Source organism: Amycolatopsis sp. 2-15 (assembly GCF_030285625.1).
In the GTDB taxonomy this organism is placed as follows: Bacteria; Actinomycetota; Actinomycetes; order Mycobacteriales; family Pseudonocardiaceae; genus Amycolatopsis; species Amycolatopsis carbonis.
The window spans coordinates 7602167-7625979 of the sequence record NZ_CP127294.1 but is presented as its reverse complement, the minus strand read 5'-3'; the positions used below and the strand labels follow the sequence as shown (position 1 = coordinate 7625979).

Annotated in this window: 27 protein-coding genes and 1 pseudogene; 19 read left to right on the top strand and 9 right to left on the bottom strand. The window is 68.8% G+C overall.

Annotated elements, in window-relative coordinates; all coding sequences use genetic code 11:
- Window positions 1–10: 10 nt before the first annotated feature.
- Entirely contained in the window at window positions 11–1324 is a 1314-nt protein-coding gene (gene phtC, locus QRX50_RS37675) for a 3,4-dihydroxyphthalate decarboxylase (RefSeq protein ID WP_285967835.1), read from the bottom strand.
- Window positions 1325–1469: 145 nt separating this feature from the next.
- Between phtC and QRX50_RS37670 the strand changes: the two genes are divergently transcribed.
- The 7 genes from QRX50_RS37670 (at window position 1470) to QRX50_RS37640 (ending at window position 7013) form a co-directional block, all read left to right on the top strand.
- A complete protein-coding gene (locus QRX50_RS37670) occupies window positions 1470–2249 on the top strand; it encodes a FadR/GntR family transcriptional regulator (protein WP_285967834.1) in 780 nt (259 codons plus the stop codon).
- A 253-nt stretch (window positions 2250–2502) separates the two neighbouring features.
- The gene (locus QRX50_RS37665; RefSeq protein ID WP_285967833.1) at window positions 2503–3246 is read left to right on the top strand and encodes a FadR/GntR family transcriptional regulator; all 744 of its coding nucleotides are present in this window, start codon (window positions 2503–2505) and stop codon (window positions 3244–3246) included.
- Window positions 3247–3267: 21 nt separating this feature from the next.
- Window positions 3268–3639 (top strand): cupin domain-containing protein, encoded by a 372-nt coding sequence (locus tag QRX50_RS37660; RefSeq protein WP_285967832.1) that lies wholly within the window; start codon window positions 3268–3270, stop codon window positions 3637–3639.
- A gap of 39 nt (window positions 3640–3678) precedes the next feature.
- Window positions 3679–5109 carry an MFS transporter gene (locus tag QRX50_RS37655; RefSeq protein WP_285967831.1) on the top strand — a complete coding sequence of 477 codons (1431 nt, stop codon included), beginning with the start codon at window positions 3679–3681 and terminating at the stop codon, window positions 5107–5109.
- Between the two features lie 31 nt (window positions 5110–5140).
- Window positions 5141–6058 (top strand): polysaccharide deacetylase family protein, encoded by a 918-nt coding sequence (locus QRX50_RS37650; RefSeq protein ID WP_285967830.1) that lies wholly within the window; start codon window positions 5141–5143, stop codon window positions 6056–6058.
- Window positions 6059–6409: 351 nt separating this feature from the next.
- Window positions 6410–6676 (top strand): hypothetical protein, encoded by a 267-nt coding sequence (locus QRX50_RS37645; protein ID WP_285967829.1) that lies wholly within the window; start codon window positions 6410–6412, stop codon window positions 6674–6676.
- A 91-nt stretch (window positions 6677–6767) separates the two neighbouring features.
- Complete coding sequence (locus QRX50_RS37640; protein WP_285967828.1) at window positions 6768–7013, top strand: hypothetical protein; 246 nt, start codon at window positions 6768–6770, stop codon at window positions 7011–7013.
- A 311-nt stretch (window positions 7014–7324) separates the two neighbouring features.
- On the opposite strand, the gene QRX50_RS37635 is transcribed toward QRX50_RS37640, so the two are convergent.
- On the bottom strand, window positions 7325–7717 hold the full coding sequence (locus tag QRX50_RS37635) for a hypothetical protein (RefSeq protein WP_285967827.1): 393 nt from the start codon (window positions 7715–7717) through the stop codon (window positions 7325–7327).
- A gap of 45 nt (window positions 7718–7762) precedes the next feature.
- The gene (locus QRX50_RS37630) at window positions 7763–8341 is read right to left on the bottom strand and encodes a TetR/AcrR family transcriptional regulator (protein ID WP_285967826.1); all 579 of its coding nucleotides are present in this window, start codon (window positions 8339–8341) and stop codon (window positions 7763–7765) included.
- A 90-nt stretch (window positions 8342–8431) separates the two neighbouring features.
- On the opposite strand from QRX50_RS37630, the gene QRX50_RS37625 reads away from it, so the two are divergent.
- The 6 genes from QRX50_RS37625 (at window position 8432) to QRX50_RS37600 (ending at window position 12485) form a co-directional block, all read left to right on the top strand.
- Window positions 8432–8878, top strand: a complete 447-nt coding sequence (locus tag QRX50_RS37625; protein ID WP_285967825.1) for an anthrone oxygenase family protein — start codon at window positions 8432–8434, stop codon at window positions 8876–8878.
- Between the two features lie 38 nt (window positions 8879–8916).
- Window positions 8917–9273, top strand: coding sequence for a GAF domain-containing protein (locus QRX50_RS37620; RefSeq protein WP_285967824.1), 357 nt, complete (start codon window positions 8917–8919; stop codon window positions 9271–9273).
- A 204-nt stretch (window positions 9274–9477) separates the two neighbouring features.
- Entirely contained in the window at window positions 9478–10866 is a 1389-nt protein-coding gene (locus QRX50_RS37615) for an amidohydrolase family protein (RefSeq protein ID WP_285967823.1), read from the top strand.
- A 120-nt stretch (window positions 10867–10986) separates the two neighbouring features.
- Entirely contained in the window at window positions 10987–11628 is a 642-nt protein-coding gene (locus QRX50_RS37610) for an LLM class flavin-dependent oxidoreductase (protein ID WP_434533181.1), read from the top strand.
- A 110-nt stretch (window positions 11629–11738) separates the two neighbouring features.
- Window positions 11739–12203, top strand: coding sequence for a transposase (locus QRX50_RS37605; protein WP_285967822.1), 465 nt, complete (start codon window positions 11739–11741; stop codon window positions 12201–12203).
- A 30-nt stretch (window positions 12204–12233) separates the two neighbouring features.
- Window positions 12234–12485 (top strand): DUF3558 domain-containing protein, encoded by a 252-nt coding sequence (locus QRX50_RS37600; protein WP_285967821.1) that lies wholly within the window; start codon window positions 12234–12236, stop codon window positions 12483–12485.
- Between the two features lie 174 nt (window positions 12486–12659).
- Here QRX50_RS37600 and QRX50_RS37595 read toward each other — a convergent pair whose 3' ends face one another.
- Together QRX50_RS37595 and QRX50_RS37590 are read right to left on the bottom strand one after the other, a co-directional pair.
- Complete coding sequence (locus QRX50_RS37595) at window positions 12660–12998, bottom strand: YciI family protein (protein WP_285967820.1); 339 nt, start codon at window positions 12996–12998, stop codon at window positions 12660–12662.
- Between the two features lie 9 nt (window positions 12999–13007).
- The gene (locus QRX50_RS37590; RefSeq protein ID WP_285967819.1) at window positions 13008–13451 is read right to left on the bottom strand and encodes a VOC family protein; all 444 of its coding nucleotides are present in this window, start codon (window positions 13449–13451) and stop codon (window positions 13008–13010) included.
- A 306-nt stretch (window positions 13452–13757) separates the two neighbouring features.
- Between QRX50_RS37590 and QRX50_RS37585 the strand changes: the two genes are divergently transcribed.
- Window positions 13758–13955 (top strand): hypothetical protein, encoded by a 198-nt coding sequence (locus tag QRX50_RS37585; protein WP_285967818.1) that lies wholly within the window; start codon window positions 13758–13760, stop codon window positions 13953–13955.
- 61 nt (window positions 13956–14016) lie between these two features.
- Here QRX50_RS37585 and QRX50_RS37580 read toward each other — a convergent pair whose 3' ends face one another.
- Window positions 14017–14973: a S1C family serine protease gene (locus QRX50_RS37580; protein ID WP_285967817.1), complete on the bottom strand. Its 957-nt coding sequence runs from the start codon at window positions 14971–14973 to the stop codon at window positions 14017–14019.
- 113 nt (window positions 14974–15086) lie between these two features.
- On the opposite strand from QRX50_RS37580, the gene QRX50_RS37575 reads away from it, so the two are divergent.
- From QRX50_RS37575 to QRX50_RS37555, 5 genes and pseudogenes are all read left to right on the top strand, one after another.
- Window positions 15087–15593, top strand: a complete 507-nt coding sequence (locus QRX50_RS37575; RefSeq protein ID WP_285967816.1) for a polyketide cyclase — start codon at window positions 15087–15089, stop codon at window positions 15591–15593.
- Window positions 15594–15606: 13 nt separating this feature from the next.
- Window positions 15607–15783, top strand: a pseudogene (locus QRX50_RS37570) (TOBE domain-containing protein); the annotation flags it as partial.
- 95 nt (window positions 15784–15878) lie between these two features.
- Entirely contained in the window at window positions 15879–16895 is a 1017-nt protein-coding gene (locus QRX50_RS37565) for an extracellular solute-binding protein (protein WP_285967815.1), read from the top strand.
- 48 nt (window positions 16896–16943) lie between these two features.
- Window positions 16944–17744, top strand: a complete 801-nt coding sequence (locus QRX50_RS37560; protein WP_285967814.1) for an ABC transporter permease — start codon at window positions 16944–16946, stop codon at window positions 17742–17744.
- Between the two features lie 3 nt (window positions 17745–17747).
- The gene (locus QRX50_RS37555; RefSeq protein WP_285967813.1) at window positions 17748–18827 is read left to right on the top strand and encodes an ABC transporter ATP-binding protein; all 1080 of its coding nucleotides are present in this window, start codon (window positions 17748–17750) and stop codon (window positions 18825–18827) included.
- A 93-nt stretch (window positions 18828–18920) separates the two neighbouring features.
- Here the strand turns inward: QRX50_RS37555 and thpD are convergent, their stop codons facing one another.
- From thpD to QRX50_RS37540, 3 genes are all read right to left on the bottom strand, one after another.
- Window positions 18921–19829, bottom strand: coding sequence for an ectoine hydroxylase (gene thpD / locus QRX50_RS37550; protein ID WP_285967812.1), 909 nt, complete (start codon window positions 19827–19829; stop codon window positions 18921–18923).
- Between the two features lie 189 nt (window positions 19830–20018).
- Window positions 20019–22826, bottom strand: a complete 2808-nt coding sequence (locus tag QRX50_RS37545) for a glycoside hydrolase family 2 protein (protein WP_285967811.1) — start codon at window positions 22824–22826, stop codon at window positions 20019–20021.
- Between the two features lie 309 nt (window positions 22827–23135).
- Window positions 23136–23573, bottom strand: a complete 438-nt coding sequence (locus QRX50_RS37540) for an SRPBCC family protein (RefSeq protein ID WP_285967810.1) — start codon at window positions 23571–23573, stop codon at window positions 23136–23138.
- Window positions 23574–23813: the final 240 nt, after the last annotated feature.

Below are 23813 nucleotides of genomic sequence, written 5' to 3'. Positions count from 1 at the left end.
GAGGGGCCGGCTACTTGCGCGCGCCGTGCGTGGTGCCGGACTCGACGGCGGCGTCGAGGAGCTGCTTGCCCTCCTCGGGGGAGAGCTGCACGCCGTGGCGCTCGATGTTGTGCAGGCGCATGGTGCGCAGCAGTCCCGTGTCCTGGATCGCGAGGTAGCGCGCGGTGTCGTTCCCGTCGAGGTTGAAGTGCTGGTGCCACGCCCACCGCGGCGGCGCGAACAGCGTGCCCTCCTGCCATTCGACGACCTCGATCGGCTCGTCGTCGTAGTTGATGAGCGAGAAACCGTGTCCCTTGACCACGTAGAGGTAGGCCTCGGTGGTGTGGCGGTGGCGCACGGAGTTGTTGCCGGGCTTGAGCTCCGAGATGTGTGCGCTCAGCACCTCGTAGTCGGCGAGGTCGAAGTAGTGGCCGCGGTTGTTGCGCCACGGCCGGGCCGGCAGCTCCATCTTGCGCAGGTCGTCCTCCACGACCAGGCCCTTGTTGGGCGGGTGCTGCCGGTTGAACTCGTCGCGGGCCGCGATCTCGGAGGAATCGAGGTTCTTCTTCTCGCTGGCCAGGACACCTTTCAGGTACTCGTCACGCACTGCTGCTCTCCTTGTCGTACTCGCGGGGACTTCAGGGGTTTTCGGTGCGCCGCACCACGTGCCGCCACAGGGTCGCGACGTTGAACGCCCCGCCCAGATCGGGCAGGAGCGCCAGGTCCTCGTCGGGGATCGCCACCGGCTTCCCCCGGCCTGGGCGACGGCGAGGGTGTGCCGGGCGAGGGTGTCGACGGCGATGGCCTGCAGCACGGCCCGGGCCACCGCCGTTTCCGGGTCGCCGCCGGCGACGCTGACGAGCCCGTGTCCACTGAGGACCAGGACCGGTCGGTCGCCCATCGCGTCGGCCATCTGCCCGGCCAGGTCGTGGTCGTTCACCAGCACCGAGCGCGGCCACACGGGAATTCCGTCGGCGGCGAGCCGCGCAGCCGGGATGTCGTAGGCGCCGAACAGCGGCAGCCAGGGCAGCCCGGCGAGCGCCATGGTGACCACGGCGGGCGGGTGCGCGTGGACCACGGCTGTCGCCTCGGGGTGGCGCCGCAGCACCTCGGTGTGGATCGGCAGCTCGTTGGGCACGCTCCAGTCGCCGGTCTCAGGCGTGCCGTGCAGCGGCACCGGCCGGATGTCCTCCGCCGTCGTGTACCGGAGGCCGGACTCCCGGGGGCCGCGGCAGCGCACCAGCAGTTCGTCCGGCGATGTGCGGACGCTGATGTGGCCGAGCACGTGCTCGACGAGGCCGGTCGCGGCGAGCACCCGGCAGGCAAGCGCGACGGACTCCCTCACGGTGCCTCCTGACTGTTCCGAAGGTCTGGTCTATTGGTTAGTCCGAACGACGATATGACCATAAGGCGCTCTCCAGCTGCGGGTCAACCCTTCGGCGGGCGCTGCGACCGCGGGCGGTTCGGTGTTCCTGTGAGAGGATCGGAGCATGGAACCAGCAGGGCGGGGTGGATCCGCGGCGGCTCCGCGGGCGGACAGCGGGCTGTTCGACGTCGTGTCGTCGAGCCGGATGTCGGAGGTCATCGTCGAGCAGATCCGCTCGCTCATCCGCGCCGACAAACTGCGTTCCGGCGACCGGCTGCCGAGCGAGCGCGCCCTGTGCGAGCAGATGGGCGTCAGCCGCGTCACCGTCCGCGAGGCCCTGCGCGTCCTGGAGGCCGCCGGTCTCGTCGCGATCCGCGTCGGCGCCCGCGGCGGCGCCTTCGTCACGACCCCCTCGTCGACGACGCTCGGCGCGAACCTGGCCGACCTCGTGAACCTCTCGCCGATGACCGCGCCGGAGGTCATCGAGGCCCGGCAGGTGGTGGAGCTCGGCATCGTCGACATCGTGATCGAGCGCGCGACCGAGACCGACGTCGACGAACTGCGCGAGATGACCCGCGAGCACCAGGCGGCGCTCAAGCGCGGCGAGTACAGCATGGAGATGTCGGCCGCGTTCCACGTCCGCGTGGCGCAATGCACCCACAACGCCGCCATCGAGATGCTGGTGCACTCGTTCCACGGCCCGCTGCTCATGTCCCTGCGCGAGGCCCAGGTGGCCGCGCCGCTGATGGGCCACCGCGGCACCAGTGAGCACCGCGAGCTCGTGGAGGCCATCGCCGCCCGCGACGCCGAGAAGGCGCGCGAGATCATGGCCAAGCACCTCCGCCGGACCTCCCAGCGGATCGCCCGGGTGCAGGCGTCGCGGGAGAAGGGCAAGGACGCGTAGGGCGACCTACGCCGCGCTCTGTCCTCGGCGGGAGTTCCGCCGGATCACGGCGTGATTCCTCAGGGTCTGCAGTGGACGATCACCGCCTGTTCGGGACGATCGTCGGTTCCTGCACCCGCCCACGGGTCCGCTCCGGTCCGGGTTCTCTTGCCTACCATCCGTGATACTCGCAGGTAAAAGGTAGTGAACACGGCCTCGGCGGACCGTTGAGGCGACCCTTGTGCGTCCCGGGGCACTGGTCTAACCTCTGCTGATGCAGTCTTCAGACCAGTCCGAGCGGACCTCCTTGCCGCAGCGGCGGTACCTGCGCGTGGCTCAGGCGCTGCTGAGCGAGATACAGCAGGGGGGCTGGACTGCCGGGGCCCGACTTCCGTCGGACCGCGACCTCGCCGCGAAGTTCGAGGTGTCGAGGGCGAGCGTGCGTGAGGCGCTGTTCGCGCTGGAGCTGAGCGGTGCCATCGTGGTGCGGCACGGCGACGGTACCTACGTGGCCGACCTGAGCCGGGGGCTGTTCAAACGCTCCGGAAACGAGATCGGCTCGACGCCCGAGCACGTCATCGCCGCTCGGCTGGTGGTCGAGCCACCTCTGTCCCGCCTCCTCGCGGCGAGTCCGGGTGATCTCGACCTGGACAAGGTGCAGCACGAGCTCGACCTGGCCGCCCGCTTGATCGACGAGCCGGCGCAGCTACCCGACTTCGTCAACCACTCGATGGCGTTCCACGCCGACTTGGCCGCGATGTGCCCCAACCACATCCTCAGCCACTTCGCGCTGGAGCTGGTCGAGATCGACCGGCAGCCCCTGTGGGTCCTGATCAACCAGATCGTGCTGCAGGACCGCGAAAATCGCCTCAAGCTGGTCAACGATCACCAGCGCATCCTCGACGCCATTCGCAGTGCTGGTCCTCGCGGTGCCGAGGATGCCATGAGGGATCACTTGCGGCTGAACAAGGAACAGCTCTTCCCCGGGCACGAGGGGGTCGAGTGGCCAGGTCTCTGACCGAATCCGGAAGAGGAATCAATGACTGACAGCGTCACGGGAAAGTACGTCCAGGTCACCTACGATCCCGCGAACCCGCCGGCGGACGGCCTGTTGCTGAGTGCGGCCGACGTCCCCGAGATCCAGAACTGCCTCGGAGTGGTGACGATCCCCGCGGGATCACCCAGGACGGACACGATCGCGCACGCCACTTCCGAGGTCATGTACGTCGCCCAAGGGACCGGGCAATTGCATACCGACCAAGGAGTTCTGGACTTCGAGCGAGGCCAGGCGATCTTCATCCCGGCGGCTTCGTGGCACGCGCTCGAGAACACCGGCAGCGAGGACCTCGTTTCCGTGTTTTCCTTCCCCTCTCCTTCGCGGCCGTCAACGCGCGCCAAAAGGGTTTCTTGAGGATCTGATCGACAAAACTCGAACGTAGGAAGTGGAATCATGGCATTCGATGCGAAAGCCGCCATGGGCAGAAAACCCAGGTCACTTGGTGACATCATCGATGACATGGGGCTCACCCGAACCCATTACCTGGCGCTCACTCTGGTGGTGCTGGGCGGCCTCTTCGAGGTTTTCGAGCAGCTCATTCTCTCCGCGCTCGGGCCCTCTCTCCAAAAAGATCTCGGCATCGATGCTTCCGCCTTGGCGTTGCTCTCCACGGTGAGTCTCATCGCGATCGTGATCGGCGGAATCACCGGCGGAGTGATCGCGGACCTGCTGGGCCGCAGGAGCCTGCTGGCCGTGAGCCTGGGAATCTACTGTCTGGGCTCGGTGCTGTCGGCCCTGGCGCCGAACTCGACCGTGCTCGGGGTCACCCGGGTCGTGACCGGCCTGGGAGTCGGCGGCGAGATCGCCGTCGGGCTCACCTACCTGTCCGAGCTGACGCCGACCAAGGTCCGGGGCGTGTTCGTGTCCCTGTTCAACACGATCTCCGCGGGCGTCGGCTTGTTTCTGGCCTACGCCTACACGTTGCTCGTGATCGGCCCGATCGCCTCAGCGGTCGGCGCGGGCGACAACGACTGGCGGTGGGCCTTCGGCCTGCTGGGCCTTCCGGCTGTCTTGATCTTCTTCTTCAGGCGGTATCTGCCCGAGACGCCCGCTTACCTCTTGAGCCGGGGCAAGATCCAGGAGACGAACGAGGCTCTCACGCGGCTGGCGACCGGACGGCTGCGCCTGCGAAGCGGCGAAGTCCGCCCTTACGTCGACAGCCAGACCGCTGCCGTCTCGGAGAGCGCGCAGGGCGACGGGCCTCCGGCTCAGGCGTTGAAGAGCGTGCTCACCAAGCCACTTCGCCGGCGCACCATCGCCTTGGGGGTCGCGGCCTTCCTGGCGTGGGGCGCGGAGTTCAGTGTGGTGCTGCTGATGCCCATCATGCTGGTCGACCGAGGTTATTCGGTGCAGGGCAGCGTGACGTTCACGATGCTGCAGAACCTGGGCGGTCTCCTCGGCTGCGCGATCGCGTCGTACGGCGGGTTCGCCATTTCACGCCGGACCGTGGTCTGCGTGGGCGCGGTGTGCGCAGCCGTCGCCGTGCTCGCCTTCGCCGTTTTCGCTCAAGGTGATGGGCTCATCCTGACCCTGGGGTTCGTGTTCCAGATCTTCGTGCTCCTGGTCAACACCACCATCTGGACGTGGGCGCCGGAGCTCTTCCCGACCCGGGTCCGCAGTTTCGGCACGGCTGTCGTCGTCAACACCGGATTCGTCGGCGGGGCGCTGCTGCCGTTGATCGCCAGCTCTCTGCTGCAGGGTGTCGGCGAGTTCTGGGTGTTCGCGATCGTGGCGGTGATGTATCTGGGGTTGGGGCTGGCGGCGCTGTTCGTCCCGGAAACCCATCGGGTTCCCCTCGAGGTTCTTCACGGATCCGGCAAGTAAACGAAAACTTCGTGAGTGAGGATTTGGTTCGATGCAAGATCTTCCGAGCAACCTCAGCCGAGACCTGGTCGGCTACGGCAAGGACGTTCCGGTTGTCCGGTGGCCGGACGACGCCAAGGTGGCCGTCAATCTCGTCGTGAACTACGAGGAGGGCTCCGAGTACTCCCACGAGATGGGCGACGGTGCGAACGACAGCCTCGCCGAAGTGGAGTACGCGTTTCCGGCTGATTTGCGGGATCTGGCCAAGGAATCGATGTACGAGTACGGCAGCCGGGTCGGCGTGTGGCGACTGCTTCGCCTCTTCGACGAGTACGACGTCAAAGCCACCTTTTTCGGCTGCGCGGTGGCCTTCGAACGCAATCCGGAGGTCGCGACGGCGGCCCGGGAAGCCGGGCACGACCTGCTCGGGCACGGGTGGCGCTGGGAAGAGCACTGGCGCCTGTCGCGCGAGGAAGAGGCGGACCGGATCAAGAAAGCCGTCGCGTCCTTCAAGCAGACGTGGGGCGAAGCGCCCAGCGGCTGGTACTGCCGCTACGGCCCCTCGATCAACACGCGAGAACTGGTCGTGGAGCACGGCGGATTCCTCTACGACTCGGACGCCTACAACGACGACCTGCCCTACTACGTCGACGTGAAGGGAGTCCGGCAGCTCGTCGTCCCTTACTCGCTGACCTACAACGATATTCAGGGAACCCGCTCACCGAGCCTGTTTCTCGACTACCTGAAGCGCGGCTTCGACGAACTGTGGCTCGAAGGCTCGCGGGGCCGGCCCAAGATGATGTCCATCGGCCTGCACCCCCGGCTCGTGGGGCAGGCGGCGCGGACGGGTGCGCTGCGGGAGTTCATCGAATACGCCCAGGCCAAGGGTGGAGCCTGGTTCGCCCGGCGGGCCGACATCGCCCACTGGTGGAATGAGCACTCGGCGGAGTTCGCGTCTGGGCAAGCCTAGGTACGCACCCGGAGCCGAGGCTGAGGCCTGAGGACGGGTCTTTCGGTGGCAGGATGGGAAGTTCGGTCAACTCGTCCGGCGAATCGGAAGTCCCGTCCTGGGACGCCGCCCGACGTCGACGTCATCCCCGTTGGCGGAACCTTGATCCCAGTCAGGCCGATCTGCCAGACGGTGACGATCCGGGCCGAGGACGCGCAGGAGTTCGCCCGGGTCGCGGTCGACCCGCGCCGCAGGCCGGGATCGTCGGAGGCGATCGCGGGGGAGCGCCGCGCTGTCGACCGGAGCTCGACGCGAGCGGCAGTGGTGTCCGCTTCACGGTGCTGATCACCCGTTTGCGTGAAATGGGGCCCGTTGCGCGGAGCTGTGTCGGCGGGGCTGGCCGCGCTGCTGGGTGTGGTCGGCGCGCAGCCGGCCGGCGCGGCTGGTTCGGCGTACGCCGCCTGGGACTTGCGGTCCGGCGAGGGTTCAGTGACGGTGCCGGTGGCGGGGTTCCCGGCCGGTGCCTTCTCGACCGACACGACCTCAGCGGTCGCGACGAGCGGCGGGACCCGTACCTCGCGGCGGACACGCCGTTCGGACGCGTCTTCGGCAGCTCGCGCGGCCGGCCCTACGTGGTGATCCGGCCGGCTGTGGGCAGCGCGCCGTCGACGACCACGATCGGCTTCGCCCGCCCGACTCCGGCGTCGAGCTGGGGTTCGCGCTCGGTGACGTGGACGCCGACACCGTGCAGGTCGGCGCCACCAGTGCGGATGGCGGCCGCGTCGACGTCGCCGCACTCGGTTATCAGGGTGCCTTCAACTACTGCGGCGGCACGCCCAAACCGGCGTCGTGTGGCAGCGGGAGCGCCGGCGACCTGCCGGCGTGGGACCCGGGCACCGCGACGTTGCGCGGCAACGGGCCCGACACCGAAGGCGCGAGCGCTGGTTCCGGCCGACCGCGGCGATCTCCTCGCTGACCCTGCGGATGACGGTGCTGACCGGGCGGCCCGTCTACCAGCTCTGGATCGCCGCTCTCACGCGGACGGTGCGCGGCGCGCTGACCGGCGGGTGCGCCGGCCGGCCGCGGGCACGGTGCAACTGCTGAACGACAGCGGCGCGGTGCTCGCCGAAACCACCTCCGAGCCCGACGGCAGCTACGCCTTCACGTCCGTCGCACCGGACGACTACCAGGTCCGCGTCGTGCCGGCGGAAAGCTTCACTGTGGACGGTCGCGCCACCATTCCGGCCGACACGACGAACGCCGACGTCCCCGACATCGACATCACCCTCACCTGCGGGACGAAGCCACCCACGACCGCGCCGCCACCCACGACGCCCCACCCACGACGATGCCACTCACGACCGCGCCGCCACCCACGACCGGCGTGCCCACCACGACCACCACCGGCGAGCCGACTTCCACCGAGACCACGACAACGACCAGCGGCATCGTCGGCCCGACCAGGACCCGCACCACCCCGAGCGGACCACTCGCCGCCACCGGCACCTCGGCCGGTCCTTGGCTCGGCGCGGTTTTCTGCTCGTAGCCGTGGGGACGGGCCTGCTCGCCCTCACGGCTCGCCGGCGCCGCGCCCGCTGATCTCTCTGCGCCGGGCCACGCCCGGCCCGTGCCGGACGGCACGACATGATCTGCGCCGTCGCCGAACACCGTAACGTCCACATCGGACAGACGGCGGGGAGGTTCTGTGCCCGCCGGGACGGTGCGTCAGAGCACGGCGAGCCGGTCCACCAGCAGCTCCACTCGCTGTTCGGTGTGCTCCGGCGGCAGCCGTCCCGCCCGGGTCAGGGTGGCCAGCCCGTGCAGGGCCGCCCAGAACACCTCGGTGAACAGTCCCGGGTGGACGCCGTCGCCCGCGACCTCTCCGAGGCTCTCCAGCAGGGCCGCGAAGGCGTCTTTCAGTGGCTCCGGGCTGTCCTCGTTCGCGAACGCCAGGCCGCCGTCGAGCTGGAACATGGCGTCGTAGACCGCCGGGTTGCGCCCAGCGAAGTCGAGGTAGGCGCGCGCGAGGGCGGTGACCCGGGCGCGCGGGCCGGCCACGGCGGAGGTCGCGGCCCGGAGTGTCGCGGCCATCTCGGTGGCACCTTCAAGGGCGACGGCGCCGATGATCTCGCGCTTGCCGCGGAAATGGCTGTAGAGGACCGGCTGGCTGTACTCGATGCGCTCGGCGAGCAGGCGGGTGGTGACCGCGTCCCAGCCCTGCTGCTCGGCGAGTTCGCGGGCCGTCGCCACGATGAGGCGCTCGCGGTCCGCCCGTTCGCGCTGCTTGCGTTCCTGTACCGACATGAAGTGATGCTAGCACCGCTAGACAATCGAGCGGCAGTAGTACTAGCGTCGATCAGTCATCTAGCAACACTAGATTCCGGGAAGGTCACCATGCTCAGTGCACTCGAGGTGTTCACCACCGTGGTCGTCGGCCTGATGGTGGGGGTGGAGTTCTCCGTCGCCTTCGTCATCAACCGGATCCTCGACGGGCTCCCTGGCGACAGCGGCCAGCTCGGCCGCGCCCACGGCGGCCGGATGCTCGGCGCCCTCATGCCGTTCTGGTACATCGGCTCGGTGGTCCTGAGCGCGGTCTGGGCCATCGCCGGATGGCGGCACCCTGGCACCGGCCTCGTCGTCATCGGTGCCGCGTTGCTGATCGTGAGCGTGATCATGTCGCTCCTGCTGCTCGTCCCGATCAACAACCGGGGCAAGACGTGGACCCCCGAGAACCGGCCCGAGGACTGGAGGGAGCAGATGAACCGCTGGGACCGCTTCCACTACGTCCGCGTCGCCGTCCTCATCGCCGCCTTCGCCCTGCTGGTCGCCGCCCTCACCTGAGCCACGAGCTCTGACCACGCGATCGCCTGCACGGCGCGATGATCCACCGCAGCGCCGCCGAGCACCGCCGGTCGCCGCAAGGGCGGCTGCTGAGCAGATACGGGTTCGAGCACGTCCTGGCCGTGCCGTTGATCCGGGACGGCCGGATGTTCGGGATGATCACCCTGTCCGGGCGGACCGGGCGGCCGGTGTTCGGCGGGCCGGAGCAGCAGGTCGCGGATCGGCTGGCGCGGTTCGTGGCGGTCGCGCTGACCAACGCGGGAGCGTACGAGGCCACCGCGGGCCTGGCCGGTTTCGAGGAGAAGGTGGCGCTGAAGACGGCGTCGCGGGTGGCCGAGATGCGCACCACGCGGCTCGGCGACGACGTGACGATTCAGGTGCCGGGATCGCGCTAAACACTGTGAAGCAGCACCTGAAGCACGTCTACCGCAAGCTCGGCGCCCGGTCCCGCCTCGAGGCGATGTGCCGCACCGAACGTCTGGTCCGGCCCGGCTGCCCGGAATACCACCTGAGGGTTATGGCCACGGCCGCTCTCGCGGAACAAGGTGGGGCCGGGGTCTCGAAACCGGCCCCGCCCATTTCGCGAGAGGACGATTCGAGTGACGCACGACGTCGGTGGGGCAGTGCAAACGGACCTGGTGATCACGGCGGGCGCGATCGCGACGATGGACGCGACCCGCCGGATCATCCGCCACGGCGCGGTCGCCATCGCCGGCAGCCGGATCGTCGCGGTCGGCAAACGCGACGAGATCCTCGCGGCCTACGCGCCCGCGAAGCTGATCGACCGGCCGGGCGGTCTGCTCACGCCCGGCCTGATCGACTGCCACCACCATCCGGCGGGCGCGTTCCTGATCAGCGGTGTCGTCGACGAGCAGCTGCAAGTGAACCGCCTGAAAGAACGCGTCATCCCGCACGAAGACCAGCTGACCGAAGACGAGGCCTACATCGCGGCCTCGGCGAGCTTCGCCGAGCTGATCCGCCACGGCACCACCTGCTTCGCCGACGGTGCCGGGCCGCGCACCGCCGCCACGGCGCGGGCCGCGCTCGACATCGGCATCCGCGGTGTGCTCGCGGCGAAGTCCGGTGACCAGGCCGGGCCGTTCGGCGGCAGTGTCCCGACCGCCGAGGAATGCCTGGCCGAGGCCGACGACATCCACGACCGGTTCCATGGCGCCGGCGACGGCCGCCTGAAGGTCTGGTACGACCTCGACATCCCGCCGGCCGTCAGCGATCGGTTGCTCGAGGGCGTCGTCAAGCGGGCGGCCGAACGCGACACCGGCATCCTCGGCCACTTCATCGGAGCCCGGACGGACGCGCGCCGCAACCCGGACCTCGAGCGCTACCAACGATTCGGCGCGCTCGACCAGCGGCTGCTCCTCGCCCACATCGCCTGGTTGCCCGAAAGCGACATCGAATTGCTGAGCACCTCGGATGTGTCGGTCGCCCACTCGCCATCCGCCAGTCTCACCGGCGGCAACGGCTGGGTCGCCCACGGCGTGATCCCGGAGCTCGTGGCCGCCGGCGTGAACGTCACGCTCGGCACGGACGGCGCGGCGATCAGCCGTTTCCTGGACCTGGTGCGGGTGATGTACGTCGCGGCCGCCGCGCACAAGGACGTGCGCCGCGACCCCCTGATCATGGGTGCGCACTCGGTGTTCGAAATGGCGACGGTCAACGCCGCCGACGCGCTCGGCTGGTCCGCCGAGATCGGCTCGATCCAGCCCGGCCGCGCCGCCGACCTGGTGGTCTTCGACGCGACCGGCCTGTCCTGGTTCCCGAACCGGCTGGCCAACCCGATCGCCGACCTCGTCTACTCCGGCAGCGGCACCGACGCCGAGACGGTCGTGATCGACGGCCGCGTGGTGCTGGAGGACAAGCAGCTCAAGACAGTCGACGTCGAACAGCTCACTCGCGAAGTGGACCGCGCCGCGGACACGGCGCTGGGCCGCCTCGGCCTCCGGTCGGCGCCCCGGTGGCCGGTGGAATGACGGGCTGCGGATAAATAACACCTGAAGGGTATGGCGAGTCGGCATTTCCCGGCGCGAAAATATCCGGGAACTGACTTGGTTTCATACCAGCCGTGTTCACTATGAGGAATGAGTTCTTCCGTGGACGAAAACGTCGTCAAGCCCAATCCCATTCGGGACTCGGCCAACAAGCTCAAGCTGAGCATCTTCGGCATGAACGGCGGGGGTGCTTCCTTCACCTTTCACCCGGACCGGTTCTCCGGCGACTGCGAAGCCACCGCACGATTGGCGAAACGGGCGGACGAGCTCGGCATCGAAGGGTTCGTCTCCGCGTCGCGCTGGCACCCCTTCGGTGGCGACGGGCACTACTCCGGTGACGTCATGGAGACCCTCAGCTGGGCCGGTGCCGTCGCCTCGATCACCGAGCGGATCAGCGTCATCAGCACCGTGCCGATCACACTCGTCAACCCGGCGTTCGTCGGTGTTCGACAAACTGTGGTCCTCGACCGAGAGCTTCGATCTCGAGAACGAATCCTTCACGGTCAAAAACGCGATTTCACAACCGCGTCCCCTGCAGTCCCGGCCGGTCCTGCTGAACGCGGGCGGCTCACCACGCGGCCGCCACTTCGCGGCCCAGCACGCCGAAGTCGCCTTCACCATCCCGGACGACCCGGATCCCCGCGCGGTCAAGGCCGGGCTACGGCGCCTACCCCCTCGTCGGCACGGCGACCGACATCGCGACGCGCATGGGCGAACTGTCGGACGCCGGCGTCGACGGCCTGATGCTGCTGTGCTTGGCGTCGGTCAGTCGCAGTAAGATCAACTGGGCACGTTCCGTCACTTGATGGAACCCAGAGTAGGGGGAGCTGGATGCTCGAGGCCGTGATGCGGTCATGACTGCGCCGCGCCGCGATCTGCGGTTGATGCAGCAACAGGCCGGAGAGGTGGACGGCCGGCTCGCGGCCCCCAGGCGCACCGCGAGGTCGGCCGATCAGCTGGTGCCGCAGTTCCTCGACTTCTGCAAGCAACTGCGCCGCCGCTTCCCGACCGGGAAGCTCTACCTGGTCAGCGACAACTACGGACCACACGGCAAGGCCGAGGTCCGGGACTGGTGCGCGGCCAACGACATCGAACTGATCTACACACCCACCAACGCGTCCTGGCTGAACTGGATCGAGTGCGAGTTCACCGCGGTCCGCTACTTCACCCTCGACGGCAGCGACTACCCCAGCCACGCCGCCCAGGAAGCCGCCATCACCGGCTACCTCCGCTGGCGCAACCGCCACAGCCACCCCAAACGCCACTTCGCCATCAACTCCAAAATCCGCCGCCCCGATTACCTACCCAACGTTGCTTGATACGGCACTAGGACACTCGCCGAACTGTCGGTGGACGGCCTGAAGAAGGACGGCAAGCTGGATCCATGGACCGAAACGTCGATCGCCGGCCTCCCCGCAGTCGTCTACCACGTGTTCCGGCACATGTACGAGTGCTCCGTCTCCGTCCAGGTCACCCATGACCAGATGCTCACCTTCGACATCCAAGGCAAGGACCTACCCGGCAGCTACTGGAACAACGACCGCTGCGGCGGACTCTCGAAAATGGCCGAATTCGTGATCGGCAACCTCCGGCAAAACTGAAACACCCGGCACCGAGACATCGCCCTGCCGAATGCGAAACGACGTCGTACGCGGACTGCGCTCCGCCTTCTGCGGCCGGGATGTCGACGACCGTATTCCAAGATCACGACACCTCGCTGCGTCGGCAGCGTGAAGTGTCCGAAGAGACGAACCCGATGCCCCGGCCGGGGTCGTTCATGCGGGAAGGGTGTCTCCGGGAAATCCGTGGCACGGGTGAACCTCGCAGCGCATCATCCCGGCTCGCACGCAGGGGTCCTCGGCCATGATCTTCGTGGCTTCTTCGGCCGGCACGGTCATGATCGCGACGCCGGCCATGGTGTCGGAGGCGACCGGGCACAGGATCGCGATCACCCCCTCGGCGCGCAGCGACACCATCCGTCGCTGGTGTTCGAGTTCGATCGCGTCCGCACCGTCGATGGTCCGCGCCGGCGTCCACTGAAGGAGCGCCAAGCTGTAGGGCTTCGCGGTCGCGGCCAGGGCCCGGATCTGGTCGTCGGTCACGGTCGTGGTCACGATGTCTCCTTACTTGTCGAGGCGTTCGGCCAGCGAGACGATGATTCCTTCGGGCCCGCGGATGTAGGCCATCCGCCACACGCCCTCGTAGTCGGCGATGTCTCCCACCAGGCCGTAGCCGTCGGCTGCGGCGTGGTCGACGGCGGCGTGCAGGTCGTGCACCTCGAAGGCGACGTTGCGCAGGCCCAGCTCGTTGGCCTGCGCGGCCGGCGAACCCGGCAGATGGTCCGGGCGCGTGAAGCTCGAGAGTTCCAAGGTCGTTCCTCCGCCGGGCGGTCGCAGCATGACGATCTCGGTGCGGGCGCCGGTCATGCCGATCACCGTGTCCAGGAACTCGCCTTCGACGGCCATCTTCGGGTCGGCCTCCAGCCCGAGGCTGACGAAGAACGCGGTCACGGCGTCGAGGTCGGCGACGGTGATGCCGACATGGTCGAAGCGCCTTACGAAGGTCATCTGATCCGATCGGGACGTCATGGCGGTCACCCTAACGAGGATCGAGGGCTGGTGAGGGAGCTTTCCGCAGGAACCACGTTCACCGAGACCGGGACAGAGCCGGCGGCTTCACCGGGCGGCTTGGACTGCAAGTCGATGCGGTCGCGGCGTTACCGCCGAGGAGGTGGCGACGATGTCGTCCGTCGTGGGCGAGTTCGTCACCGAGACGTTCGAGAGCTGGCTCTTGCCCTGGGGCTTCGGTATCCGGACGTTTAGGGTGCGGTCTTCTGCGCCTCTCCCTGCGCTGGTTTCCGGCGGCCCGTCGTGATGCCGAGTTCGCTTCCGCGCGCGTACTTCGTCGCGGGCACGCTGGAGCCGTTCTTCCACGAGAACGCGACTCGTTGGGCGGCAGCATTGCGCGAAGCAGGCGCGGACGTCGTCATGACGGAACGGGTCGGATCGCACGGCGACGTGTTCTGGCGACAGGAGTTCCCGCTGATGGTGGCCTGGGCGTTCGGGCGATGAGGCGTGCGATGCTCAGTCCGACGTGCCCTCGGGGCTGATTCAGCTCGTGTGAGCGGCGGGGTCAGTCCGTGAGCTCGGCGGGTTCCGCGATCACGTCGACGAGGGCGCTGTTGCGGAGGACGGTGACTTCCATCTGCCGGCCGATGGCTTCGGAGAACAGACGTTTCTGGAGTGACTGGGCGTCGGGGAGCTGGTCGCCGTCGACGGCGAGGACCAGGTCGGCCGGCTTCAGTCCGCTGCGGGCGGCGGGGCTGTCGTCCACCACCTCGACGATGCGCAACGCGGTGCGCTGCCCGAATCGTTCGGCTTGGACCGGGGTCAGGGGCGCCGGCGTGGTCACCAGGCCGAGGTAGGCGCGGCGGACTCGGCCGTCGTGCATCAGTGCGTGGACGATGCGGTGGGTGGTGGTGTTGATGGGGACGGCCAGCCCGAGGCCGAAGCCGGCGACGGCGGTGCTGATGCCGATGATCCGGGCGTGGCTGTCGGCCAGCGCGCCGCCGGAGTTGCCGGGGTTGAGCGCGGCGTCGGTCTGGATGACGTTCTCGATCAGCCGCGCGGCGGTGCGGGTGCGGGCCGGAATGCTGCGGCCGAGGGCGCTGACCACTCCGGCGGTGACGGTGCCGGCCAGGCCGAGCGGGTTGCCGACGGCGACGACGAGGGAGCCGACGAGAAGGGTGTCGGCGTCGCCGTATTCCGGTGGGGCGGGGATTTCCCTGTCGGCGCGGATGACGGCGATGTCGGAGAGGGGATCGCTGCCGACGACGTCGAAGCGCGCGACGGTGCCGTCGGCGAACTCCGCGGTGCCGTGGTCGCCACCGGAAATGACGTGTGAGTTGGTAATCAGATGGGATTCGGCGGTCAGGACGACGGCCGACCCGGCGGATTCCCCGTTGCGGGAGCGGACGGCCAACGCCGCCACGCGGGGTGTGAGCTGCGCGGCGACGGAGGTGACGATTGCCGAGTAGGCGTCCAGCGGGTCCGGCTCCGCGTTGTCGTTGTTCATATCGTGCAAACGCATCGCGGCGGGCGCCTGATTCCGTGGTTCACCGTCAGCGAACGGCCCGGTCGTCCCGCCCGTCGGCGTTCCGTAGCGGGCTTGAAGACCGGGCCGGCGTGAGTGAAGATCGAGGCATGCTCGGTGACCGATGGGGTGTCAGCGACAGCGAGATCGTGCGCTCCTACCCATGCGACGACTTCGTCACCTCACCCGCGCTGCAGGCCTGGCGGGGCGTGGGTGTGCGGGCGCCTTCGGAAGCGGTGTGGCCCTGGGTCACACAGGTGCGGCTTGCCCCCTACTCATACGACTGGATCGACAACCTGGGCCGCCGCTCACCTCGCGAGCTGGTGGATCTCCCCGAGCCGCACGTCGGTGAAAAGTTCACGACCGCCGGCGGGCGCAGACTGGGCCGGATCGTCTCGGTCGATCCCGGGGAACAGCTGACCAGCGTCATCATGGGCGCCTACATGTCCTACGTCCTCGTGCCACAGGATCCCGACAGGACGCGCCTGCTGTTCAAGCTTGTCATGCAAACCAACCGCTGGGTGGCTCGCGGGCTGTCCGTCGGCGACCTGATCATGGCCCGACGGCAGTTGCTCAACCTGAAGCTCCTCGCGGAGCGGCACCGCGCCGAAGTGTGAATGCAGCGAGGAGGGCTCCGGGAGTTCGGCGCGCAACCGGCTGGCTGGGCTGGTCACCGCGATCGTCGCCGACCAGGTGATGGCGCAAGTCGAGTTCCAGTGCGGCCGCGACGGCGTGGTGTCCCTGATGAGCACCGAGGCGGTGCGGGAACTCCGCCTCGAGCCCGGTTCGCCGGCCGTCGCGGTGATGTGTCGTGATTGCGGCGCGCGGGCTGTTCGGGGCTGTCGTCCGTACCACTCGGTCGGTAGTCTTGCTCCCTCGGCGACGCGGCGGGAGGAGGCGCGATGCGACGTGGCTTCGGGCTCAGGTTCCTGGTAATCGGTGCGGTGGCTGTGGTGGCCGCGTGCGGGTCGTCGCCGCCGGCGCCGTCGGCTCCGGCGAGTGGTTCCGCCGTCCCGGTTGCCGGCACCTTGATCGTGAACGGGGCGGGCACGTTGGCCAAGCCGTTCACGGCGATGATCGCGGCGTTCAAGGCGCAGAACCCGGGCGTGGCGGTGCAGTCGCGCTTCGCCGGGAGCGTCGAGGTGATGCGGGGCATCGCCGAGCTGCACAACCCGGTCGACGTGCTGGGTGTAGCGGACTACTCGCTGATCCCGTCGAAGATGTACGGCGCGAACGGCGGCACGCAGTTCGCGAACTGGTACGTCGGGTTCGCCTCGAACCGCATCACCTTCGCCTACACCGACCAGAGCAAGGGCGCGGCCGGCCTCACGGCGGACAACTGGCACCAGGTGCTGGCACAGCCGGGGGTGAAGGTCGGACGGTCCAATCCGGACACCGACCCGTCGGGGTATCAGACACTGCAGATGCTCGCGCTGGCGCAGAACTACTACCACCAGCCGAACCTGTCGGCCGGGGTGCTGGCGAATTCGCCGCCCGAGACGATGGTCGGCACCGAGACACAGCTGTTGCCCGCGGTGTCCACCGGGCAGATCGACTACCTGGGGATCTACCGATCCGACGCGTTGCAACACCACCTGAAATTCCTCGACCTGCCGAGCCGGATCGACTTGTCCGACCCGGCGCAAGCCGCGACGTACGCGACGGTCAGCGTGCCGACGTCCTCAGGTGCCCGGACGGGCAAGCCGATCGTGTACGCGCTGACCGTGCCGACCAACGCGCCCAACGCGGAGGCGGGCCTGAGGTTCGTCGAGTTCGTGCTCTCCCCGGCGGGGCAGAAGATCATGCGCGACAACGGGTTCACCGTGGTCAGCCCGGCGGTCGCCGGTGCCGCCAACGGCGCGCAGGTGCCTGCCTCGGTGCGGCCGCAGACCGTGCCGGCCGAACTGCCTGAGGGCTGAATGAACGACACGGCCTCCCGCGAACGAGGACGGTGGAGTGCGATCCGGGTGACGCGGGGGCTGTTCCCGGCGCTGTTGTGGGTTGCCAGCGGGGTGCTGCTCGGGTTCATCCTGCTGCCCGTGCTCGGACTGGTGACGGCGACGTCGCCCGGCGGCCTCCGCGACGCCGCGGTCAACGAGGAGATCCGGGACGCGGTGCTGCTGAGCGTGCAGGACGCCGCTATCACCGCGGTGATAGCGACCGTGCTCGGTGTTCCGCTGGCCTGCTTGCTCGCCCGGCGGCGGTTTCCCGGGCATGCCCTGGTGCAGGCGATCGTGGATCTGCCGCTGGCGATTCCGCACACGGTCGCCGGGATAGCCCTGCTGTTCGTGTTCGGTCGCACCGGCTGGCTCGGCGCTCCACTGCAACCCGTGGGGTTGTCGTTCTACGGGACGCAGGCCGGGATCATCGTGGCGATGCTGTTCGTCAGCGCGCCGTTCGCCGTCAACAGTGCCCGGGTCGCGTTCGAAGCCCTGGACCCCAACGTGGAACGCGCCGCCCGGAGCCTGGGCGCCTCTCCGGGGCAGACGTTCCGGCGGGTCAGCCTCCCGCTGGCCTGGCGCGGAATCCTGACCGGCGCAGTGCTCGTGTACGCCCGCTCGATCAGCGAGTTCGGTGCCGTCGTCATCCTCGCCTACTACCCGGCCACCGCGCCGGTCGCGATCTACAACCTGTTCTTGTCCGCGGGGCTCGCCGAATCCGCATCGGCGGCGGTGCTGCTCCTGCTCGTCGCCCTGGCCACGTTTCTCGTGCTGCGCACGCTCGCCTCCGGGTGGCTCGTCGCCGGCACCACCCGGCCCAGGCGGTGACGCGTGCTTACCGTGTCCGACCTGCTCACCCGCGCGGGCTCCTTCCAGCTCGGGCCGCTGGACCTCACCGTTCGAGCCGGCAGCGTCCTGGTCGTGCTCGGGCCCTCCGGCGCGGGCAAGAGCGTGCTGCTCGACACCATCGCCGGGTTCCGCACCCCTCGACGCGGCCGGGTGCGCCTCGACGGCGAGGACATCACCGGCCGGCCCGCCGACCTTCGCGGGATCGGCGTGGTGTTCCAGGACGCCGCCCTGTTTCCCCATCTGTCCGTTCGCGACAATGTCGGCTTCGCACCCGCGTTGCGGGGACAGCGGCGCAGCCCGGAAATCGACGAACTGCTCGCCAGGTTCGGCATCGCGCACCTCGCCCGCCGCGCGCCACGCTCGCTCAGCGGCGGGGAACGGCAACGAGTCGCGTTGGCCCGAGCCCTCGCCGCCCGGCCGGCCGCGCTCCTGCTGGACGAACCCCTCTCGGCACTCGACCAGCCCGTCCGGGAGGAGCTGCGCGAGGTGCTGCGCGCGACGCTGCGCGACCTCGCCGTGCCCGCCATCCACGTCACGCACGACCGCGACGAAGCGCTCCGCCTCGCCGACGACCTGGCCATCCTCGACGCCGGCACCCTCCGCCAGACCGGGCCCGCGGACGAGCTCACGCGCCATCCCACCGACGCGGTCACCGCACGCCTGCTCGGCTGGGCCGCGCTCGGCCCCGCCCGCGAGGACACCGACTGCGTCCACGTCGGTGACCTGCCGATCGACCCCACGGTTCTCGGCAACGGCGCGGTTCTCGGCAACGGCGCGACACGGGGAACGGTGTACTACCGGCCGGAGGAAGTCCGCATCGGTGGTCGGGATCGCCTCTCGTACCACGCGCTTCGGGCGCGCGCTCAGGTCGTCGAGGTGGTCCGGACCGTGCCGCTCGCCCGGGTCTTGCTCGGAACCACACCACCGTTGACCGCGCTCGTGCTGCATCGTGACCTCGACGACCTCGACGACCTCGACGACCTCAGCGGCGAGGTGGAAGTCACCGTGCCCGGCCATGCGCTGCGCATCATCGAGGCCGGCACACCTCCGCCTCCGGCGTGACGTGTGCTGGGACGTCAGTAGCAGTGGGTGTCGAGCCGCGTTCGACACCGCCGGCCGACCCTCGTCCGAAGTGGACCGGCGGTGGAAAGCGGATCAACGGCGAGCGTCGTCCAGCGGAGTGAAGTCCCGTTCTGCCACGTAGTCCGGGCGGCGGGCCGGGGCGGCGAACGGTTCGACGGGCGTGTTCTCGACGCTGTTGAACACCACGAAGACGTTGGAGCGCGGGAACGGCGTGATGTTGTTGCCCGAGCCGTGCAGGACGTTCGAGTCGAACCACAGGGCGCTGCCGGCCGGGCCGGTGAACTGGTCGATGCCGTGGGGGCGGGCCAGCTGTTCGATGTCGTGGCGGGCGGGGACGCCGATTTCCTGCTCGCGCAACGAGGCCTGGTAGTGGTCGGCCGGGGTTTCGCCGATGCAGGGGACAAATGTGCGGTGCGACCCCGGGATCACCATCAACCCGCCGTTGTAGGGGAAGTTCGTCGACAGGGCCAGGGACATGCTGACCGCGCGGGGCGCCGGCAAACCGTCTTCGGCGTGCCATGTCTCGAAGTCAGAGTGCCAGTAGAAGCCCTCGCCGGTGAAGCCGGGCATGAAGTTGATCCGGCTCTGGTGGACGTACACTTCGGACCCGAGAATCTGTCGCGCGCGATCCAGGACGGCGGGGTTCCGGACAAGCGCGCTGATGACCGTGCTGGTCCGGTGCACCTGGAAAACCGAGCGGACGGCGCCGGAGCGCTTTTCGCGGATCACTCGCGGGTCGTCGGCGGAGGAGTCGTCGGCGAGCCGGGCCGCCTCCGTTTGCAAGGAAGTCACCTCATCGGTGCCCAGCAGGTTTTTCACGACCAGGTAGCCGTGACGGTCGAAGCCGGCAAGGTCGTCCACAGTGAACGGTCCGGGTATTCGGCCCGGCCACACCGTGGGATCGGCGCGTGCCACCAGGTCGGCGGCATGCGGGAGCCTGGTGGGGTAGCGGTCTTCGGTCGTGCGTTCGGTCACCGTCATGGGCTGTCTCCTCGTCTCTCGGCCCCGAGTCTGCCCGGCCTCACGCACGGCAAAACCGCTTTGCCGCAGGGTATTTTTCACCGAGGCGGTCGACGAGAGCCCAGGCCGCGAGGAGGCCTGCCTGATGGCCGCACCACCACGCTTGCGGTCGCCGCTGCGACACTCAGGGGTGACCCCGGCCCTGCTCGATCACCCGCCGAAGGTCTTCGCCGGGGGATGGGTGGACAGCGCGGTCTGGTTGAAGGTGACGGCCACGCCGTGGCCCCGCAGGCGGGAGGCGTGCTGGTCGAGCTTCCAGCCGTCGATCCGCACGCCGAGGTCGGGGTGGCGCCGGGCCTGCTCGTCGGTCAGCTGCACGCGGACGGTGCTCGACTCGCCGCCGGCCAGGTTCAGGTAGTTGTCGCTGAACGTGGCCGGCAGGACGCGTTCGCCGGTCCGGGTGTCGTAGACCTGCAGGTGCAGCATCAGTGCCACGGCGTGGCCGATGTTCTCGACCTTCACGGTCAGGTCGAGCTCGTCCCGCCCGCGTCGCGCGTCGGCCACGACGGAGACGGCGGGCGCGGGCGCGGCGTCCAGGCTCGCGAATCCCGTGGGCCGCACCGGGTTCTCGACCCAGGAGAAGGTGCGGACCAGTTCCGTACCGTGCGAGTCCTTGAGGGACAGCCGGACGAAGGCGACGTCGTCGGGCGCGGTGTTGAGCTGTGGCGCGATGGTCCCGATCATGGTGTGGTCGGACGCGCCCGCCCCGGGAATGCGCAGGGAGGCGCGAGCGAACGCGGCCCCGTTCAGGGCGTAGAGAGTGACGTCGACGGTGCCCCGCACGGCCGCTCGGGTGTGATTGGCCACCACCACGTCGAGGGTCTGGCGGTCGAGGATCACGTTGACGCGCCGGCACGCGTGCTGGACCGCGTAGAACGCCGAATGCGCCTCGAGGTCGTGGGTGTACATCTGCCAGACGAAACTGGGCTGCGCGGGATTGGTCATCCACATGATGACTCCGGTGCGCGGGTAGGGCTTGCCCGGCGCGGCACTGAGCATGTTCGCAGCGTGCGCCTCGTAGATCGCCTTGATGCACTCGTAGTTCATCAGCTGCGACTTGCGGGCGAAGTCCGGGAGGTTCAGCACTTCGCCGTAGCGCTGCGCGGTGAGCTCGAGGTACCCGGCGCCGCCGCCGTTGCCCCCGTTTCCGTTGACATCGCGGTCGGCCCAGAAGTCGTCCGGATGCTCCCACGACGCCTCGGGGAGCATCTTCCGGATGAACTCCAGCGTCGGGATCGAGTACGAGCCGACCTCGTTGTGGAAGGGGGGCCATTTCGTGCCGTCGTTCAACGAAAAGTGGGTGCTGGGGGTGACCCAGTGGTACGGCCCGCCGGAGCTGTACCCGCCGATGGGGTCCTTGCCGGTGTCCCCGGCCGAGCTGGTCAGCGCCGCGCGTTTCGGGTCGAGCTCGGCCACCAGCGCGTCCAGGCCGTCGATGAGCGGCTGCGGCGGCGGGCCTTCGTTGCCACCGCACCAGAGCAGGATCGACGGGTGGTTGCGGAACCGCACGATGCAGTCGCGGATGTTGTCCAGGTCGCGGGCGACGTCCGCCGGCGGCGGGCCTTCGGTCGAGCAGAAGAAGTCCTGCCACACGAGAATGCCGTACTCGTCGCACGCCTCGAAGAAGTCTTCGGTGCTGCTTTGCCCGTTCCAGTTCCGGATCAGGTTGAGGTTGGCGTCGCGGTGCAGCCGCACCTGGTCGCGCAGCCGTTGGCGCGGAATGCGTTTGAGCGCCTCGTCCAAGCCCCAGTTGCCGCCCATCACGAGGATCGGCTGGTTGTTGACGGTGATCGCCAGGCCGTCGACGGTCGCGCCCGACGGTGACGTGACCGGCTTGGTGTACTCGATCCGCCGCACACCGAAGTCCACCGTCCGCTCGTCGCAGACCTGCCGGCCGGACTCCACCGCGATCGTGAACCGATAGCGGTAGGGGTCGCCGTATCCGTTGGGCCACCACAGCTTCGGGCGGTCCAGACGCAGGCAGGCGAGGTCTTTCGGCGTCAGCGTGACCGTGGACGTCCCGGCCGGCACGGTGACGGTCCGCTCGAAGTCGTGACCGTCGAGGGATCCCTTCAGCACCACCGCTTTCGCAGTGTCGAACGCGCTGTCGAGAGCGAGGTCGACCGTGACGTCGGCCGTGCGCAGATCGGCCGACAGCGTCGGATCGACGCGCACGTCGGTCAACCGGACCGGGCCGGTGGTGGACCAGGTGACCGGCTGCCAGATGCCCAGGTCCCGATCGGGGATGGTCGGCAGCCAGTCCCAGCCTGCCGTGCAGAAGAACGTCGGCCCGTTCTGCAAGGTGATCCCGGTCTTGCCACCGTTGCGCCCGCCGCGCGTCACCCCGCTGGCGTAGCTCGGCGCCGACGGAGGGTCGGCGTAGTCCAGCTTGCCGACCAGCACCGCCAGGTACGCCGTGCCGCCGGCGTTCGCGATGATGTCCGTGACGTCGAAGACACTCCGCTTGAACGCACCCGCGACGGTGCCGACTTCGGTGCCGTTGAGCCAGATGGTCCCCAGGTAGTTGATGCCGTCGAACCGAAGCCAGAACCGCTGGCCCGGGATCAGCCGCGGCACGGCGAACGCGACCCGGTACCAGTAGCCGGTGTCCTTGAGGGTGTCCGGGACCGTGTCGGTCACGATGTGGCCGTACAAGGGATCGGGGTACTCGCCGTTGGCGATCATGCTCGTGAGCGGCGTCCCCGGCACGACTGCCGGCTTCAGCCCCGTGAGGTGCTGGGCACTGGCGAACCGGTCCCCGGGCGTCGTCGTCGTGTCGGCCGCGGTGAAGGTCCAGCCACTGGTGATCTCGCGTCCGTCGAGGTGGAGGGGACGCGCGCCTGCCGTGCCGCCCGGCGCCGCGTCGGCCGTGCCCGACAGCCCGAGTGCGCCGAGAGCGCCACCACCGGCGATCGCGATCCCACCGGACAGAAACCGCCTGCGATTCAGCTGGGTCACGTCGCTCCGATCGCCCGTCTGACAACGTTGTCACACTCAGTGTGAGTTCTATGATCGGCGGGCTCGGATCCGCTTGTCAACCGGCCTTCGGGGGTTGTGCGAGCACGAACGACCATGATGGCGACGCTCTACCGCCCGGCGCGCCCGCTGCATCCTCGAGCTGACCAACGAGGTTGGTCAGCGCGAGGCGCAGATCACCGCCGGGGACAACACAATCGCCCGCCTACGCCGGGGACCAACGCGCCCAGCGCGACGTTTACCGGCGCGCGTCGACCAGGGCAAGATTCGGCGCGAAGCCATCCATTGCCCCTACGCGAGCAGCTTCCGCAGCCCGGTGATGCCGCTGCCGTACACGTCCTCGGCGAAGGTGCGGTTGAGCTCTTCCTCCTGGCCCGCGTCGGCGTCGTACTCGGCCCACCACTCGACGAAGGACTCGCCGGTGTCGGTGACCGGGCTGACCCGGACCGTCGAGACATAGCGGCGCACGCCGAACGGGTTCGCGCCGACGAACGAGTAGATGAGGGTGCGACCGGGGTCGTCCAAGGCCAACAGCCGTTCGTCGAAGGGGTCGCCGCCCGTGGCGAGGGTAAGCCGCCGGACGGCCCCGGCCTGCCCGTCGACGCCCTCGACGATCGCGCTGTGGCCGATCGCGGGCAGGAAGGCGGGCAAGTCTCCGAAGGCGCGGACCTGGGCCCAGACCTTGTCGACGGGCGCGGCGACGACTCCACTGGCGTACGGGCGCGGCATAGTCACTCCAAGGTGTCAGTCGAACGTTCTCGGTGCCGGTGAATCGTAGCGAAAAATGCGGCGGCCGCTCGAACGCTCGGAACGCGCATGACCCGGCCGCAGTGCCCGTCGGTCCGGACTCCGCCTCCGCGACCCGCGGCTGACCACCACGAGCAGCTCTCGCTTGCAGAGAAGCAAGTGACCTGCGCTTTTCTCCGCGCGGTCGGTCCATCGAGTCACCCTCTCGGCCGCGGGTTCCGC